General features: G+C 69.5%; 14 protein-coding genes and 1 pseudogene. 8 read left to right on the forward strand and 7 right to left on the reverse strand.

Features of this window, described 5'->3' with window-relative positions; all coding sequences use genetic code 11:
• Nucleotides 1-178: 178 nt before the first annotated feature.
• The 6 genes from OG210_RS30455 (at nt 179) to OG210_RS30480 (ending at nt 7300) form a co-directional block, all read left to right on the forward strand.
• Complete coding sequence (locus tag OG210_RS30455) at nt 179-1081, forward strand: ABC transporter permease (protein WP_371539748.1); 903 nt, start codon at nt 179-181, stop codon at nt 1079-1081.
• 143 nt (nt 1082-1224) lie between these two features.
• Nucleotides 1225-2943, forward strand: coding sequence for an ABC transporter substrate-binding protein (locus OG210_RS30460; RefSeq protein WP_328323728.1), 1719 nt, complete (start codon nt 1225-1227; stop codon nt 2941-2943).
• Between the two features lie 70 nt (nt 2944-3013).
• Nucleotides 3014-4015 carry an ABC transporter permease gene (locus OG210_RS30465; protein ID WP_328323726.1) on the forward strand — a complete coding sequence of 334 codons (1002 nt, stop codon included), beginning with the start codon at nt 3014-3016 and terminating at the stop codon, nt 4013-4015.
• Nucleotides 4015-5028, forward strand: a complete 1014-nt coding sequence (locus tag OG210_RS30470; RefSeq protein ID WP_328323724.1) for an ABC transporter ATP-binding protein — start codon at nt 4015-4017, stop codon at nt 5026-5028. The genes OG210_RS30465 and OG210_RS30470 overlap by 1 nt, the downstream gene beginning before the upstream one ends.
• Nucleotides 5025-6035, forward strand: a complete 1011-nt coding sequence (locus tag OG210_RS30475) for an ABC transporter ATP-binding protein (protein WP_371539753.1) — start codon at nt 5025-5027, stop codon at nt 6033-6035. The genes OG210_RS30470 and OG210_RS30475 overlap by 4 nt, the downstream gene beginning before the upstream one ends.
• A 53-nt stretch (nt 6036-6088) precedes the next feature.
• Entirely contained in the window at nt 6089-7300 is a 1212-nt protein-coding gene (locus OG210_RS30480) for an amidohydrolase family protein (protein WP_328323720.1), read from the forward strand.
• A 127-nt stretch (nt 7301-7427) separates the two neighbouring features.
• On the opposite strand, the gene OG210_RS30485 is transcribed toward OG210_RS30480, so the two are convergent.
• Nucleotides 7428-8066 carry a GntR family transcriptional regulator gene (locus tag OG210_RS30485; protein ID WP_371539756.1) on the reverse strand — a complete coding sequence of 213 codons (639 nt, stop codon included), beginning with the start codon at nt 8064-8066 and terminating at the stop codon, nt 7428-7430.
• 139 nt (nt 8067-8205) lie between these two features.
• Here OG210_RS30485 and OG210_RS30490 point away from each other — a divergent pair, with 139 nt between their 5' ends.
• Entirely contained in the window at nt 8206-8859 is a 654-nt protein-coding gene (locus OG210_RS30490) for a GntR family transcriptional regulator (protein ID WP_328323716.1), read from the forward strand.
• A 40-nt stretch (nt 8860-8899) separates the two neighbouring features.
• Here OG210_RS30490 and OG210_RS30495 read toward each other — a convergent pair whose 3' ends face one another.
• The 5 genes and pseudogenes from OG210_RS30495 to OG210_RS30515 all read right to left on the reverse strand — a co-directional run bounded on the left by OG210_RS30495 (nt 8900) and on the right by OG210_RS30515 (nt 12563).
• Nucleotides 8900-10087 carry a DUF1116 domain-containing protein gene (locus tag OG210_RS30495; RefSeq protein WP_328323714.1) on the reverse strand — a complete coding sequence of 396 codons (1188 nt, stop codon included), beginning with the start codon at nt 10085-10087 and terminating at the stop codon, nt 8900-8902.
• Complete coding sequence (locus OG210_RS30500) at nt 10084-10794, reverse strand: hypothetical protein (protein WP_371539758.1); 711 nt, start codon at nt 10792-10794, stop codon at nt 10084-10086. Before OG210_RS30500 ends, OG210_RS30495 begins: the two co-directional genes overlap by 4 nt.
• A gap of 76 nt (nt 10795-10870) precedes the next feature.
• Nucleotides 10871-11131 (reverse strand): annotated as a pseudogene (locus tag OG210_RS30505) (FdrA family protein); the annotation flags it as partial.
• Entirely contained in the window at nt 11128-11631 is a 504-nt protein-coding gene (locus OG210_RS30510; protein ID WP_371539760.1) for a hypothetical protein, read from the reverse strand. The pseudogene OG210_RS30505 and the gene OG210_RS30510, both read right to left, overlap by 4 nt.
• Entirely contained in the window at nt 11628-12563 is a 936-nt protein-coding gene (locus OG210_RS30515; protein WP_328323710.1) for a DUF2877 domain-containing protein, read from the reverse strand. Before OG210_RS30515 ends, OG210_RS30510 begins: the two co-directional genes overlap by 4 nt.
• A 108-nt stretch (nt 12564-12671) precedes the next feature.
• On the opposite strand from OG210_RS30515, the gene OG210_RS30520 reads away from it, so the two are divergent.
• Entirely contained in the window at nt 12672-13601 is a 930-nt protein-coding gene (locus OG210_RS30520) for a carbamate kinase (protein ID WP_328323709.1), read from the forward strand.
• 103 nt (nt 13602-13704) lie between these two features.
• Here the strand turns inward: OG210_RS30520 and OG210_RS30525 are convergent, their stop codons facing one another.
• Complete coding sequence (locus tag OG210_RS30525) at nt 13705-15213, reverse strand: MFS transporter (protein WP_328323707.1); 1509 nt, start codon at nt 15211-15213, stop codon at nt 13705-13707.
• Nucleotides 15214-15379 lie beyond the last annotated feature (166 nt).

Below are 15379 nucleotides of genomic sequence, written 5' to 3' on the forward strand. Positions count from 1 at the left end.
TTACGGTCTGCGGGGCGGCGCTGACCGGATCGCGGATCGCTCTGGTGGAAACCGTGATTCTTGGTATACCGTTCCGGCCACCCGCACCCCCGAGCACCGAAGGACCGACGTGCCGGATACCCATGAGTCGCCAAGTCGGACGCGCCGCGCCGGCGCGCCGGAGCCCTCCGACGGGCAGGTGGCCACCCTGCCTTCACCGGAGTCCGGGGCCGCCCTGATGGTGCTGTTCGCCGTACTGGCACCGGTGTTGGTGGCCATCGAGGGCTCCGACCCGTTCACTGCCAGGACCGGGCCCGACTTCCTGGATAACTTCGACACGCCGGGCCTGCCGCTGTCGTACTACCGCTTCCCGTCCGGCGAGCACTGGCTGGGTCTCGAACCGGGGCTCGGGCGCGACATCTTTGCCCGCCTGGCCTACGGGGCGAGGATCTCCCTGACCATCGCGCTGCTGTCCACAGTGGTGTCGGTGGTACTCGGTACGGTGCTCGGCGCGGCCGCCGGATACTTCGGCGGCAAGGTCGACATGGTGATCAGCCGTGTGATGGACCTGTTCCTGGCCTTCCCGCACCTGCTGCTCGTGCTGTCGCTGACCCCGATCATGCAGTCCCGGCTGCGTGGCACGAGCCTCGACTCGGGAAGCCTGGTGCCGATCGCGTCACTGGTGATCATCCTTGGCTTCTTCGGCTGGGCATATCTGGCGAGAGTGGTGCGCGGCCAGGTGCTCTCGATCCGCCGGCAGGAGTTCGTCGAGGCCGCACAGGCCTACGGCGCCTCCCACCGGAGCATCATCTTCCGGCAGATCATCCCGAACGTGATGGGGGTCGTGCTGGTCTACGCGACCATGATGATCCCCACCAACATCACCGCGGAAGCGGCCCTCTCCTTCCTCGGCGTCGGCGTCAAGGACCCCACACCGTCCTGGGGCCAGATGCTCAACGCGGCCCAGTCGGGGAACTGGTACCTCTCCGACCCGTGGTTCCTGGCCGTCCCGGCCGGCGCACTGGTGATCACCGTGCTCGCCTTCAACCTGCTCGGCGACGCGGTCCGGGACGCCCTCGACCCCAAGTCCTCCCGAAGCTGATCCAGCCACCTTTGCCCCTTTGCCCCTTGGCCCACCACGGCCCGTTGACCCTCCACGGTCCTTTGACCCGCCTCGGATCCTTTGATCCGCCTCGGATCGGCCCCTGACGTGCGCCAACCCCTTCCCGTCCGCAAGGAGACGCAGTGAATCGAAGCACCAAGGCGGCGCTCGCCCTGACGGTGAGTGCCGGGCTGGCCCTCACCGCCTGCGGCGGCCCCAAGCCCACACCCGGTGACAGGACCGCCGCCAGGGCGGACGCCTACGCGCCGGTGACGGTCGGGAAGGGCTACAGCACCAAGGGCGGGAACATCAACGTCCTGATGTCGTCGGACTTCCAGACTCTGGACCCGGGCAACAGCAACTACGTACAGACCGCCGACGTGGGGCAGCTGTACTACCGCACCCTGACCATGGCCAAGGAGACCGCCGGCCGGCCGCCGACCATCGTGCCGGATCTGGCCACCGACCTGGGAAAGGCCTCCACCGACGGCCTCACCTGGACCTACACCCTCAAGAAGGGGCTGAAGTTCGAGGACGGCACACCGGTCACCAGCAAGGCCGTCAAGTACGGCGTCGAGCGCACCTACGCCCGCGACGTCTACACCCAGGCGCCGCAGGAGCTGAACTCGGCCCTGGCCGACGACAGTTACAAGGGCCCGTACGCCGGCGGCGACTTCAAGGGGATCGACACACCGGACGACCACACCGTCGTCTTCCACCTCAAGCAGCCGTTCGCCGAGTTCCCCGCGCTGGTGTCCCGTTCGAACACGGCGCCGGTGCCGAAGGCCGACGACACCAGGCTCGACTACACCAACCACCCGGTCTCCTCCGGCCCGTACAAGATCAAGTCGTACGACCGCGGACGCTCGATGAAGCTGGTCCGCAACGACCAGTGGGACCCGGCCACCGACCCCAACAGGCCCGCCCTGCCGGACACGTTCACCTTCACACTGTCCACGGCCCAGGCCACCATCAGCCAGCAGCTGCTCGCCGACTCGGACCCGACCGCGATCACACTGGACAGCAACGGCGGACTGCAGGCCTCCGACGCCGCCGAGCTCAACGACCCGAAGGTCAGGACGCGCACCGCGGCCGGTCTGCTGGGCTGCACGGACGTGCTCGACTTCAACACCGAGACCATCGAGGACCCCGACGTCCGCAAGGCGATGGCACTCTCCATCGACCGCGGCGCCATCCAGGTCCAGTACGGCGGCGCACGCTTCGGCATGGTGGCCCAGTCGTACATCAACCCGGCCCAGCGCGGCTACGTCACCCAGCACACCGACCTGGACCCGGCGGGCAAGCCGAAGCTGACCGAGGCCAGGAAGCTACTGAAGGGCAAGAAGGTCCCCAAGAAGCTGGTGTACGGCTACGCGGACGCCAACGCCCGGTACAAGAACGTCGGCACCGTGCTCCAGCAGAACTTCAAGAAGCTCGGCATCGACCTGCAACTGCGCCCGATCCCGGCCGCCAACTACTACACGGTGCTGGCCGGTGACCAGATGCCGGACATCGCCCGCAGCGGCTGGTGCGGCGGCGCGGACAGCGGTTCGGTCCGTACCACCGTCGACCCGAACGTGGGGCCGAGCCTGGACGGCAAGACCTACGGCTTCTCCAACATCCCCCGCTTCCACGACCCGGAGATCTCCCGCGCCATGTACAAGCTGCGCGGCACCAACGGGACCAGCGAGGAACTGGGCAGGAAGTGGGCCACCCTGTTCGACCGGACCATGCAGAGCTACCCGCTGGTCCCGCTGGTGCGCAGCTACACCAGCAGCGTGGTCGGCTCCAAGGTCCGAGGCGCTCAGATGGGCTACTTCTTCGGCGCCATAGACCTGTCGACCGTCGGCGCCGAGCGCTGACGCCCGCTCGCCCGCTGCACAAGAGAGGTAATTGAACGGTGAGTTCATCCCGAGCCGGCAGGTCGCACCCATGACCAGATTCCTGATGCGGCGCTTCGTCGCGATGATCGTGCTCTTGTTTGTCATCAGCTTCGTGACGTTCACGCTGTTCCAGCTCGGTCCTGCGGACCCGGCCGCGGCGGCCTGCGGCCAGGAGTGCACTCCGCAGCGCATCGCCGAGGCCCGGGTCGCGCTCGGGATGGACAAGCCCTTCCTCACCCAGTACTTCACGTATATGTCGGGGCTGGTGAGCAGCCACACGGTCGGCGCACCCGGCGCCGGGACGCTGTGCGACTGGCCCTGCCTCGGCAAGTCGTTCCAGACCAACGAGGACGTCACCACGATCATCGGCCGGGCCCTGCCGTACACCCTGTCGGTGGCCAGCGGTGCGATCGTGCTGTGGACCATCGCCGGTGTCGGCCTCGGCCTGCTCGCGGCGCTCCGCAAGGGCCGGTTCGCCGACAAGCTGATCGTCGGCGGCGCCTCCGTCGGCGTATCACTCCCCATCCCGGTGACGGGCCTGTTGCTGCTGCTCCTGTTCGTCAGCACGCTGAACCTGCTGCCGTTCACCACCAACGAGATCGCCACGCCGTTCGACGCGGCCGGTCCCGGCGGCTGGATCCTGAACTACCTGCTGCCGTGGGTGGCGCTGGCCGTGCTGTTCAGCGCGCAGTACATCCGGGTCACCCGCAGCAACATGCTGGAGACCCTGGGCGAGGACTTCATGCGCACCGCCCGCGCGAAGGGACTGTCCAGGCGGCACATCGTGTTCAAGCACGGCGCGCGGGCCGGCCTCACTCCGGTGGTCACCATGCTCGGCCTCGACATTGGCGGCCTCCTGGGCGGCGCCGTGCTCACCGAGCAGATCTTCTCGGTGCCGGGCGTCGGATTCACCGCTGTGCACGCCGCGCAGGCCGGAGACCTGCCGGTCACCATGGCCATCACCATGATGGCCGCGTTCTTCATCATTGTCGCCAACGTCCTGGTCGATATCGCCTACGCGGTGATCGACCCGCGAGTGAGGGTCGCCTGATGACCACGCCCGAAGCCGCGCCCATGCTGGCCATCCGCGACCTGCGGGTGAGCTTCCCGACCGACGACGGCGTGGTCCACGCGGTCAACGGGATGGACCTGACCCTGGCGCGCGGGGAAACCGTCGGAATCGTCGGCGAATCCGGCTCCGGCAAGACCGTCACGAGTCAGGCGCTCATGGGCCTGCTCAAGGACACCACTGCCGACGTCACCGGACAGATCCTTCTCGACGGACAGGATCTCAACACGCTCACCGAGACGCAGATGCGCGCCTACCGCGGCAAGAAGATCGCGATGATCTTCCAGGACCCGTTGTCGGCCATGCACCCCTTCTACCCCGTCGGCGCCCAGATCGCCGAGGCCTACCGGGTGCACAACGCCGTGTCCAGGAAGGCCGCGGCACAGGTCGCCGTCGACATGCTCGGCCGCGTGGGGATCCCCGGCCCGAAGCGCCGGTACTCGGCCTATCCGCACGAGTTCTCCGGCGGTATGCGCCAGCGCGCGATGATCGCCATGGCGCTCGTCTGTGAACCCGAGCTGCTGATCGCCGACGAACCCACCACCGCCCTCGACGTCACCGTGCAGGCCCAGATCCTCGACCTGCTCAACGAGTTGCAGAACGAGACGGGGACCTCGGTGATCCTGGTGACCCACGACCTCGGTGTGGTCGCCGAGGTGTGTCACCAGGTCGTGGTGATGTACGGCGGGGAGTGTGTGGAGCGGGCGACCGTCGCGAACCTGTTCAAGGACCCGCGACACCCCTACACCCAGGGGCTGCTGGCTTCGATGCCGTCGCTGGCCGGCCGGTCCGAGCGGCTCAGCCCCATCCCGGGCTTCCCGCCCTCGCTGCTGGCGCTGCCCGACGGCTGCCTCTTCGCCGACCGCTGCCCCCAGACACACCTGGTGCCCGACGGTGCCTGCGGAACGCGCCGCCCGACACTGACCGGCCTCGACGGGCACCCGTCGCGGTGCCACCTGGAGACGCTGCAACCGACCGGAGAGGTGACCCGATGACGCCGCTGCTGGAGGTCACCGACCTGACCAAGCACTTCCCGGTCCGCTCCCGTGGCTTCAGGCCCGGCGGCGGCGCGGTCAAAGCCGTGAACGGCGTCAGCTTCTCGGTCGATGCCGGACAGACCCTCGGCCTGGTGGGGGAGTCCGGCTGCGGCAAGTCGACCACCGGCCGCCTGCTCATGCGCCTCCTCGATCCGACGTCCGGGAGCATCCGGCTCGACGGCCGTGAGATCGCCGAACTGAGCCGGTCCGAACTGCAGGAATACCGGCGCCGGGTGCAGATGGTGTTCCAGAACCCCTCGTCCTCGCTCAACCCCCGGCAGACCGTCGGCAGCGCGATCGCCGCACCGCTCCTCGCCCAGCGGATCACACCGGCCGACGGGGTCAAGGCCCGGGTGCGGGACCTGATGGACCGGGTGGGGCTGCGCCCCGACCACTACAACCGTTTCCCGCACGAGTTCTCCGGCGGCCAGAAGCAGCGCGTCGGCATCGCCCGGGCGCTCGCCCTGGACCCGCAGCTGATCATCTGCGACGAACCGGTGTCCGCACTCGACGTGTCGGTGCAGGCGCAGGTCATCAACCTCCTTGAGGACATCCAGCGGGACACCGGGGTGGCCTACCTCTTCATCGCCCACGACCTGTCCGTGGTCCAGCACTTCGCCGACCGCATCGCCGTGATGTACCTCGGAAAGATCACGGAACACGGCGACACCACGAGGGTTTTCGGTGCTCCGGAACATCCCTATACGCGGGCACTGCTGTCCGCCGTACCGCAGCCCGACCCGACGGCGGACCGGAGCGGGCGGATCCGGCTGAAGGGCGATCTGCCCAGCCCCGCCGACCCGCCGCGCGGCTGCGTGTTCCGGTCCCGGTGCCCCGTGCATACGAAACTGGAGCCGCAGCGCCGCCAGTTGTGTACCGACAGCGTGCCGGGTGGCGACATCGCCTGCCACCACACCGACGTCACCGCCGAGACACTGGCCCTAGCCCGAGCCGAATCCACCTGACCAGCAGTACCGCGCAACAGAGCAGAACAACGCAGAGCAGAAAGGTGACAACAGTGCTGATCCGTGACGTCCGTCCGTGGGGTGGCGAGCGCAGCGACGTCGTCCTGTCCGGCGACCGCATCGCAGCCGTCCGCCCGCACGACCCGGCCGCGCAGCCGTCCGGCGAAGTGGTGGAGGGCCGTGGCCGGCTGCTGCTGCCGTCGTTCAGTGACGTGCACGTGCACCTGGACTCGACCCGGATCGGCCTGCCGTTCCGGCCCCACACCGGCGGCCCGGGAGTGTGGACGATGACGATGAACGACCGGGAGAACTGGCGCTCGGCGGAGGTCCCGCTCGTGGAGCGCGTCGCCGGCACGCTGGAGCGGATGATCGCCCGCGGCACCACCCGCGTGCGGTCGTACGCCCAGGTCGACGTGGACTGCAAGCTTGAGAAGTTCGAGGCGGTGGTGGCCGCTAAGGAGAAGTTCGCCGGTCAGGCCGACGTTCAGATCATGACGTTCCCGCAGGCCGGCATCCTCCGTGAGAAGGGCACCGTCGACTACCTGGAGGCCTCGCTGAAAGCGGGCGCCGAGGTGATGGGCGGCATCGATCCGTGCACCCTGGACCGGGATCCCAAGGGCCACCTGGACGTCGTCTTCGGGCTCGCCGAGAAGTACCAGGTCGAGGTGGACATCCACCTGCACGAGCCCGGGGAGCTGGGCGTGTTCTCCACCGATCTGATCCTTGAGCGCACCCGGGCACTCGGCATGCAGGGCAAGGTCACGATGTCCCATGCCTATGAACTGGGCTCCGTGTCCGAGTCGGTGAGCCGCCGCATCATCCACGACTTCGCCGAACTGGACATCGCGATGGCCACCGTGGCGCCGTCGGCGCGCGGACAGCTGTCGCTGGTGGACCTGGTGGAGGCCGGTGTACGCGTGGGCCTGGGCGAGGACGGCCAGCGTGACTACTGGAGCCCGTACGGCAACTGCGACCTGCTTGACCGCACCTGGCAGCTGGCTTTCACCAACAACTTCCGCCGTGACGAGCTGATCGAGATGTCCCTGGCGGTCGCGACGATCGGCGGCGCCTCGATCATGAGCCACGACGTCGCGCGCCCGGCCGGGATCGCCGACCGGCCCGGTCTCGCGGTCGGCGACCGTGCCGACCTGCTGCTGGTCGACGGCGAGACACCGACCAGCACGGTGATGGACCGCTCCACGGACCGCACCGTCCTGCACGACGGAGTGGTCGTCGCCGACCAACTGGCCCTCGTACGAGGCTGATCCGGCCCTGGGCCCGCGGTCGGCACCGACGGCGGGCCCCTCGGGATCGCGCGGTCGGTGCCGACGGCCCGGTCCCGGAAGTGCCGGAGCGTACCGGCCGGCCACTGAGCCCGGCGTGGAGCTGCGGTCAGCGGCGCTTGTCGGCGATGGCGCGGCGGCTGCTCTCCAGGTGCTGGACCACGAGTTCCTCGACACGTGCGACATCGCGCTCCGCGACAGCGGCGTAGAGGGCCTCGTGCTCCAGTGCCATCGCCAGGAGGTCGTCGTGCCGCCCGAACAGCCAGCGCATCCGGCTGCGCAACGTGCCTTCGAGTTCGGTCAGCAATTCGTTGGCCGCCATCGACGTCACGGTCTCGTGGAAGTCCGCCGCCGCGCGGCGGGCACGCACCGCGTCACCCGACCGGGCGGCCGCGAGTTCCTCGTCGAGGTTCGAGCGGAGCCGCTCGATGCCGTCGCGGTCACCCCGCTGAGCGGCGAGACGGAACGTCATGACCTCCAGAGCCTCGCGGACCTCGTTCACATCCGCGATGTCCGTAGGCGTGAACTCCCTTACGACCGCCCATGTCCGCGGTCGCGGAGTGACCAGACCCTCGGCGACCAGCACGCGCAGGGCGTCGCGAACGGGTACGCGGCTCACCCCTATCTGCGCCGCCAGCTCGCGCTCGACGAGCTTGCTGCCGGGCTTGCGCACACCGTCGAGAATGTCGTCCCGGAGCTGCCGTGTAACCCGCTCCGACTCCGGCTCGAACTCCCCAGAACCTGCCATGCCCACGAGTCTCGCACGGGGGCGGAACCTTATGGCGTGCGGTCGGGGCAGCGCGCAGGGGAATGAGCGACGCCCTGCGCGACAGCGTCAACGCCGACCAGTGGCCGGACGACCTGCGACGCAGTGCGAGAATAGGGTCATGGCAGGGGATGACACTTTTGAACCCGAGTCGGAGCGGGTCACGCGCACGCTGCGCGATCAGATTCTCGACGGTGTGCGGGCGCCGGGCAGCAAGCTCGTGGAGCGGGAGCTGGCGGCCGAGCTGGGCGTGAGCCGCCTGCCCGTGCGTGACGCCCTCAAGGACCTGGTGAACGAGGGGCTTGTCACTCCGCGCCCGCGGAGCTGGGCGGTGGTACGTGAGTTCACCGCCTCCGACGTCGAGGACCTCGACGAGGTCAAGGCCGCCCTGGAGACGCTGGCCTTCCGGCTCGCCGCCCAGCGGCGCACCCGCGCGGGACTCGCGCGGCTGAGGGCGGACCTGGACGCCGAGCTGAGAGCGGCGGCCAGGGGCGAGGCCGTGCCGGCGCGGCGGGCCGCGGCCGACTTCCACGAGACGGTGACAGCTCTGGCCGACAACGAGCTGCTGAACGAGCTCGGCCGCACCCTGAGCAGCCGGATGCGCTGGCTGCTCGGCCAGCACGACGACATCGCCGGCGTCGCCAAGGAGCACGAGGAGCTGTACGAGGCGATCGAGGCCCGGGACGTGCCGCGCGTCGAGGAGCTGGCCCTCAAGCACCTGGCGACGGGACGCAGCGAAGCCGCCGCGCACCGCGAGCGCACCCCGGAGCAGTAGACACACGCGGCGGCGTGCACCGCCGGGCCCGCGTCCGCCATCACTCACCGCGGCCCCGTACCGGCAGGCTCTCCCGTACCGGCAAGCTCTCCAGTACGGCATACGCGATCAGGCCGGCGGCCAGGCCGGTGACCGCGTCGGAGAACTGCGGCGCGTACCAGTGCACGAGCCCGCCGGCCGCCGCTCCGGCAGCCATCGGCCCGATGACCGGCTGGGCCGGGCCCGTGAGCCACTGGTTCCCGGGCAGGCCGCTGACCCGGAGGCCGAATTCGACGCCGTTGCGGGCCATCGTGGTCACGATCGTCGAACCCTCGATGCCGTGAGCGGCGTCCAGGGCGGCCTTGGCCACGGCGAGCCAGGTGGGCCCGGAGAAGTAGTCCGAACCGGCGATGAAGTCGAAGACGTCCTTCTTCTGCCCGGTGGTGAAGCCTGTCTGCAGCAGGGACGGAGTCAGCGCCTGCGTGAGGAGCAGGGTGCCCGCGATGTTGCGGTTGTGGCACTCGTCGCCTACTTGCAGCGCCTGGGAGAGCAGGAGGCGCAGGTCGACAGGGCCGCCGATCTCCATGGCTTCCTTGAGCATGGGGCCGAGGACGTCCCGCATCCAGACCAGGCGCTCGATGACGCTCTCGTCGTTCGCCCCCATGCGGAGGATCTTCGCCATCTGCTCGGAGAGGTTCGTGAAGGCGGTGTTGCCATGGGTCTCGTTGTGGACGATGTGCATGTGCATCGACGCGGACGTGACACCGGCCATCGAACCGACGCAGGCGTGCTCGTGGCAGGGCGAGAAGGTGATCTCGCCGGAGGCCGCGAGCCGTTCGGCCTCGTCGAGGTCGCGTGCCAGTCCCTCGAACACGAGGGCGCCGGTGACAGCCCCCTTCATGGCACCCGCCATCCGGTCCCAGCTGATCGGCGGACCGGCGTGCAGGATCGTCGTCGGGGTCATCCCGGGCACCACGTCGATGGCCCGGCCGAAGCCGGTCAGCATCGGGCGGGCTCCGACGATACGGGCGACGGCCTCGGCATTGGCCGCATCGGTCCGCTCGGCGACGCGCGGGTCCTCCAGCGCGTCGAGTGCCGGGAGAACCCCGGGGCTGCCGCTGCCGGGCGGAGTCCAGTCGAGGGTCGTGACCTGTGCGCCCTGGGCGGTGATGTCCCGGTCGAACATGGCCAGTCCGACGTTGATGACGCTGAGGTCGCTGGTGAAGAGGCTGCTGGCCCTGGTGCTCATGCGCGGTGTGCCTTCCGGGCGGTCTCACGGGCGAAGCGGCCCGTCTCGGTGCTGCTGCGGGTGACGGTGACTCCGGCGGCCTCCAGGGCCGCGACCTGCTCGGCGAGGGCCGGGGTGTCGAGGTCGGTGCCCAGGACGTAGCCCACGATCTCCAGATGGCGGCCCGCGTCGGATGCGGTCTTCCGAGCCTGCGCGATGGCGGGGAGCGTGACCCCGACCGGGTCCTCGTGGGCGCCGAAGCCCAGTACGAAGTCCATGACGATGACGGCGGCTTCGGGGTCCTCCGCCTCTTGGACCAGGCGCTCCAGGCGCAGCGACGGGTCGATCATCGGGTGCGGGCGGCCGTTGGTGAAGTCGTCGTCGCCGAAGTCGAGGAAGGTGTGCCCGACGCTGGGACTGCCGGCCGTCAGACGGCGCCCGGGGTCCTTCTGAATGTTGCTCCACACGTTGTCACTGACTTCGAGGAGCGCGTACATCGACTCGTCGCACAGGGTTCCGCCGCAGAACAGGCCGCGCACGTAACGCTGTCCGGGTGCGAGACGGGCGCAGACCTCGTCCACCTGCCCGGCGGCCAGTTCCTCGACGGCCGCGTGGGGGTCGACCCCGAGGCGGACGGCCTGAAGTGCCGCGTCCTGGGTGCTCGCTGCGAAGTGTCCGCCGGCCGCGGTCACGGCCTCCTCGGAACCGCCGACGAAGTAGACGACCACGGGGCTTGCCCGCGCCCGCGATCCCGGCCAGCACCTTGTCCTGCACCGCCGCGGCGGGCGGCTTGGAGACGAGCACGATCACGCTGGTCCCGGGATCGTCGGCAAGCGCCCGGATCCCGTCGGCCATCATGATGCCGCCGACCTCCTCGCTCAGATCGCGGCCACCCGTGCCGATGAGCTGGGAGATGCCCGCGCCCAGCGCGTGGATACGGACACTGACCTCCTGCGCGCCGGTGCCGGACGCCGCGACGACACCGACGGTGCCGGGTCGCGGGGCGTTCCCGAAGCACAGCGCGACATTGTTGATGATCGCGTTACCGCAGTCGGGCCCCATCATGAACAGGCCCTTCTGTGGGCCAGTTGCTTGAGGCGAACCTCTTCCCCGATCGGGACGTTGTCGCTGAAGACCATCACATGGAGGCCGTTCTCCAGCGCTTTGCGGGCTTCGCGGCCCGCGTACGCGCCGTTGACCGCGACGATCGCGAGGTTGGCCTCCGGGATGGCGCGCGCCGCGCGGTCGAGCGTCCGGTACGTGACCGTGTGCGTACTGCTCGCGCCGGGCGCCTTCTGTACGAGGAGTGCCTCCACCTCTGCCAGCAGGGCCACCTGGTCGGCTTCCTCGGCGGCCTCCACGACGATCATGAGATCCCCGGTGCCCGCGGCGTCGAGATCCGCCGTGAGGAGGCCGAGGCTGCTCAGCACGCCCTTGTTCATCTCGGTGCCTATGGCGACGAACGCCTGCTCCACGCCGGGCAGTTGGTTCGCCCTGGTCGAGATGGACATCAGTGACACCGAGTCGAAGTAGGTGTTCTTCTTGACGACTGCTGTGCTGCTCACAGCGGACCTCGCAGTTCTCTCTCCAGGCGGAGCCCGGTCACGAGACCGGACAAGGTGTCGGTGCCGGACGTGTGGCCGATGGCCAGCACCTGTCGGACCGGGGTGCGGATGGATTCCCACGCCTCGCTCCACGCGGAGGGGTGGGCCAGCGCGTGCAGGACGTCGAGCAGTGAGGCGCGGGCCCGTCCCGCGAGGGCCTCGTCGAGCGTGGTGACGCTCAACCGCGTGGTGCGCCCGGGGTGTTCACGCAGGACGTCCCGGAGCGACCGGGCGAACGGGCCGAGTCCGCTGCCGGGGAGCGAGGACAGCAGTGCAGGGGCGGTCAGGAAGTCGTCGCCCGCCGGGGTCAGTCCCGGGCCGAGCCCGAGGAGTGACAGGATGCCGCGGCGTATGCCGGCGTCGTCCGCGGACGTGATCGCGCTGACCAGCACATCACGCCCGTCGGCGAGCGCCTGGGTGACGGCCCACTCCATCGAGGACGCGGCGGGGGCCGGCCCGATCATGCCGCCGCGTGAGCCGTGCGCCTGTACCAGCCGGTCGAGCGCGGAGGCGGCGCCTGCGAGGTCGCCGGGCCCGAGGACCGCGAGTGACGGCAGAATGGAATGCCATTCCTTCGCGCTGTCCGTACGGATCCGCAGATGTCCGCCCACCGCGTGGACCGCGACGACGCCCGGCGCGAACTCCACGGCCTGCCCCGCGGAGATGCCCCTGCCCGACCAGTTGTCCGCGTCCGTGGCGAGGGTCAGCGGAGCGTCACCGCCGCCCCGGGCGGCGAGGGCGACGAGCCTGTCACCAGGGTCCAGCGCGTTGACAGTCCGGTGGAAGGCGCTTTCGACGACGCCCTGCCCGCGGAGCGCGCGCAGCCGCGTCAGCAGCGCGGCGTCACCGGAACGGGCGCGCAGCCCCTTGGGTGTACGCAGAGGACACAGCACTCTCCTCGCCCTCAGCGTACCCATGGGGCGTGATGGGTTCCCCTCAACATTCGCTCACTGGTATACCATTTGACAATGGGGACGCGAACAAGTCTGTGGAGGGAATCCATGCGCATCGTCGTGGCTCTCGGAGGCAACGCGCCGGCCCGTCGAGGGGAGCCGATGACGGCCGACCGGCTCCGGGCGAATGTGAGGTCCACGTGCGAGGCGCTCGCCGGCCTCGCCCGTCAGCACGAACTCGTGATCACTCACGGGAACGGACCGCAGGTCGGTCTGCTCGCTCTGCAGAATCTGGCCTACCAGGACGTGGCGGTGTACCCGCTGGACATCCTCGGCGCGGAGACGCAGGGCATGATCGGCTATGTCATCCAGCAGGAGCTCTCCAACGCTCTCGCCGGCGAGCGCGAGGTCGCAGCGGTCGTCACGACCACCGAGGTCGACGAGACGGATCCGGCGTTCGAGCGTCCGACGAAGCTGATCGGTCCCCAGTACTCCGCGCGGGACGCAGCGGAGGCCGCGGCCGAGTACCGGTGGACGATCGCGCGTGACGGCGCGGCGTTCCGGCGCGTGGTGCCGTCCCCCGCCCCTCGGCGCATCGTCCAGGCGCCGCTCGTGCGCATGCTCCTGGAGAACGGCCTGCTCGTTGTCTGTGTCGGCGGCGGAGGTGTGCCCGTGAAGATCGACGGCAAGGGCTGTCAGACCGGTATGCAGGCCGTCGTGGACAAGGATCTCGCCGGCGCGGCCCTCGCCGCCGAACTCAAGGCGGACATGCTGGTCATGCTCACGGACGGCGACTACGTCAGCGGGAACTGGGGGACACCCGGGCAGCGGGACATCCTGACGGCATCCCCGGAAGCGATCTCCGAACTCGCTTTCGCCGAGGGGTCGATGAAGCCGAAGGTCGATGCCGCGGTACGGGTCGCGAAGGCCGGCGGACGCGCACTCATCGGCCCGCTCGACCGGATCGACGACCTGCTGGAGCGCCGGGTGGGTACGGAGATCCGGGCCGACGTGCCGGAGGGGATCGTCTTCGCCTGAGCGGACGAAGCCCCTTCGGTGCATTTTCTCTTTTCGGATGGTGTGGTCCGGCTATCCGCTGGGGAGTCGGACCACACCATCCGGATTCTTTGATATCCCTTCGTCAAGCGCCATGATGTGCGCTTCGCTGCGCTTTTCTGAATTCTCCTGGATTGCTGGGAGAAGTATTTGCGCACGCATATATGCGAGTGGAACGGCGGCCGGCCAGCGTGGCCGTCGCGACGGCTGCCAGCAGGAGCAGGACGAGGGGGATCCAGATCGCCGAGGTGAAGCCGTGCAGGGTCGCGGCCCGCCTGCTCCCGTGGAAGGCCGTTGCCGCGCTCGCCGCCACCGTGTTGAAGACGGCCGATCCGACCGAACCACCCATCTGCTGTGCGGAGTTGACCGTCGCCGAGGCGATGCCGGAGTCCTGGGCGGGAACGTCCGATGTGGCGCCGGTCATGATGGCCAGGAAGCTTCCGCCCATGCCGACGCTGAAGGTGATCAGCGCGGGGAGGACGTTCGCGGCGTACGTGGAATCCGGGTCCAGGAGCGTCAGCTGGAACAGTCCGCACGCGGAGATGCACAGACCGGCCGTCATCATCACGCGCGGGCCGAGCCTGGGCAGGAGGCGCGTGCCGAGCTGGGTGGCGGTCGTGGTGGTGACGAGGCTGATGGGCAGGAATCCCAGGCCGCTGGCCAGCGCGGACCAGTCCAGGACGGTCTGCAGGTAGTACGTGAGATAGAGCGAGACGGACAGCTGGCCGGCCATCAGCGCGCCACCGGCCAGCAGGGAGGCGACGCGGCGGCGGTCGCGCATCAGCCGCGGAGGCAGCAGAGGGGCGGCGGCCCGGGTCTGCCACCAGGCGAACGCCGTCAGCAGGGCGGCCCCGGCGAGCAGTACGCCGAGCACGCCGGGGGACGTCCACGCCCGGGCCTCCGCCCGGCTGCACGCGTACACCACCGCCGTCAGGCCGCCGCAGCCGAGCACCGCACCCGCGATGTCGATACGGCCGGTGAGGCGCTGGGCGCGATCGGGCGGAGTCCACCCCGTGCCGAGCAGTGCGAGGAGGGCGATGGGTACGTTGACCAGCAGGCACCAGCGCCAGCCGAACCACTGCGTGAGCAGCCCGCCCAGGACGACGCCGAGGGAAGCGCCGGCGCCGCCGAGGGCACCGAAGACGGCGATGGCCTTCCGGCGTTCGCGCGGGTCGGTGAAGGTCGTTGCCACCAGGGCGAGGGCCGAGGCCGCCAGAAGTGCGGCGAAGGCGCCCTGCACGGCACGGGCGGCGAACAGGGCCTGTGGGGTGGGAGCGGCACCCGCAGCCGCGGAGGCGACCGCGAAGCCGACCAGGCCCCAGGTGAAGACGCGCTTGCGCCCCGCGTGGTCGGCGATGCGGCCGGCGAGCAGGAGCAGCCCCCCGAACGCCACCGTGTAAGAGGTGACCACCCACGGGCGGTCGCCGTCCGCCATGCCCAATTCCGTCTGCATGGACGGCAGGGCCACGTTCACGATGGTGCTGTCCAACAGGATCATCAGCTGGGCCAGACCGAGGACGCAGAGCGCCCACCAGCGCCGGGGATCCGGGTGCTGGTGATGAGGGGTGTGAGGTGCGGACGGCGGGACTGGCATACAGATTTTGTATACCAAAACACGGCTGAACGTAAAGGTAAGACCCGTGGGCCAGGTGTGATGCTCGCATCGGTATGCAGAATGCCCGCCTGGGGACCCGCGAGGTGGTGACGGGTGGCCGAAGGGTCTGCGCCGCGTGGAAGTAATTTGCTCACGCAATCTTCAC

The organism is Streptomyces sp. NBC_00466 (assembly GCF_041433995.1).
In the GTDB taxonomy this organism is placed as follows: domain Bacteria; phylum Actinomycetota; class Actinomycetes; order Streptomycetales; family Streptomycetaceae; genus Streptomyces.